Source organism: Candidatus Magnetobacterium casense, from assembly GCF_019173545.1.
Lineage (GTDB): Bacteria > Nitrospirota > Thermodesulfovibrionia > Thermodesulfovibrionales > Magnetobacteriaceae > Magnetobacterium > Magnetobacterium cryptolimnobacter.
In genome coordinates, this window is the sequence record NZ_JABXWD010000556.1 from 1 (window position 1) to 1,817 (window position 1,817).

2 protein-coding genes are annotated in these 1,817 nt (G+C 53.4%); both read left to right on the forward strand.

Going from position 1 to position 1,817, the window contains the following annotated elements; translation table 11 throughout:
- Nucleotides 1–188 precede the first annotated feature (188 nt).
- Entirely contained in the window at nucleotides 189–1,316 is a 1,128-nt protein-coding gene (locus HWQ67_RS17490; RefSeq protein WP_218253981.1) for a hypothetical protein, read from the forward strand.
- Nucleotides 1,277–1,817 (forward strand): ATP-binding protein (locus HWQ67_RS17495; RefSeq protein ID WP_218253982.1); only part of this gene is annotated, 541 nt, incomplete at its 3' end. The genes HWQ67_RS17490 and HWQ67_RS17495, both read left to right, overlap by 40 nt.

Genomic DNA, 1,817 nt, shown 5'->3' on the forward strand with positions numbered 1-1,817 from the left:
ATAGTCACACCCTCGCCAATTTTGTCCCAAAAAAATATCGCTCACACCTTCACTGAGAATTGCTGATAGCACGTAATTTTTATTTGACAAAAGTGTATCAATGCCTATATAGTTATATACTTGTGAAACGGGAGCAATTATGATTATTAATCGAACTGCTCCTTACAGTCGCTTGGGAGGAATATATAATGTGCAGATTAAGTGCAATATCGTCAATGGATTACATATCGCCCATCGAGAACATCCTGGCCCTCGAGACCATGAAGGAGGGACACGACGGCTCGGGCATGGGGCTGATACTAAAAGACCTTGGCAGTGAGTTCGAGGAGTTCAAGGACTACCCCGTCCTGTCGGGGATATGCTCAAAGCATGGCCTCAAGACGCTTGACAACTACCTCAACGGCGAGGGTTTTAAGCTCCGGCACACGTGGTCACCAAAGCTCAAACCCACCAGAGGGATCAAGGCACGCGAGTACTACTTTGCAAGGGTCTACGAGTACCCACAGCAGTTTGCCAATGCCTCCAGGGAGGTCAAGGATGACCTGCTGCTCAGGACGCGCATAGCCCTCCGGATGATGGGGCAGGAGGATGAATCGATTATCGTCTTTTCGTTCTACCCCGACATTGTAACGCTCAAGGAGGTCGGCGACCCGCTGCAACTGTGCGAGTTCTTCAACCTCGATACGGCAACGATTAAGGCAAAGATCATCTTTGCCCAGGGCAGGCAAAACACCAACTACGCCATCAACCTCTACGCCTGCCACCCGTTCTTCATCCAGGGCTACGGCTCCATGACCAACGGCGAAAACACCGCATTTGTCCCCATCAGGGAATACCTCAAAAGCCGCGGCTTCCCAGGCTACATGGGCTACAATAGCGACAGTGAGGTCTTCACCCACATCCTGCACTACGTCTGCAACACACTCCGGTACCCGCTGCGGTACTACAAGGACGTCATCACGCCGCTGAGTTCCTCCGAAATCGATGGCAGGGCCGACAGAGATGCCGTTCGATTGCTAAAGACGTCTCTGCGGTTCCTGTGCATAGACGGGCCTAACTGCGTGATAGGGTTTACGCCCGATGGCTCGTGCTTTATGGTGCAGGACGCCAAGAAGCTCAGACCCGGTGTCGTTGGCGGGGTCAAGGGCAAGGTGGCGTTGATGTCGGAGGAGTGCGGACTCAACAAGAGCATCCCGAAACGGGCTTGTGACAAAGATATATTCCCGATGAAATACGACATGGTAGTTGTTTCACCGGGCGCTCAGGAGGTTAAGGTATGGAACCAGCTTGCCGGTTGGACAACAATCATGAACTAACGCTGAAGGAATTCCCTTATATCATACAGTGGAGACAGGACAGGTGCAAGAGGTGTGGTCGCTGCACTGCTGTCTGTCCGATGTTTGCGATCTATCCGTCTGTGATAGCCCAGCGGGTGGTGCAATCAATTGGCCCCATCCCCACACCAAGCACGGAGAGACGCGTTGTCACCGTCGTCAAGCAATCCACTGCGATAAACAATTATTGTACGGGCTGTGCCACGTGCAGCCTGGTGTGTCCAAACGAGGCCATAGCGCCGGAGTTCAATCCACACCACAAGTTCCTGTTCTACAAGAACACGGGAGGTTCCCCCCACACCAGGGGTGGTCGCAGAAACGACCCGTCGGTCTCCACGCTTGACAAGCTCAAGTTTACTCGGATATCGATGCTCACCGACCCGGCCCTGGACGCCGGACGACATGAGTTCCGTCTGCGCACCTACCTGGGTAGGATACTGCCACCGGATGAGTTGCCTGTGCGGGTTGAGGGCGACAACATCA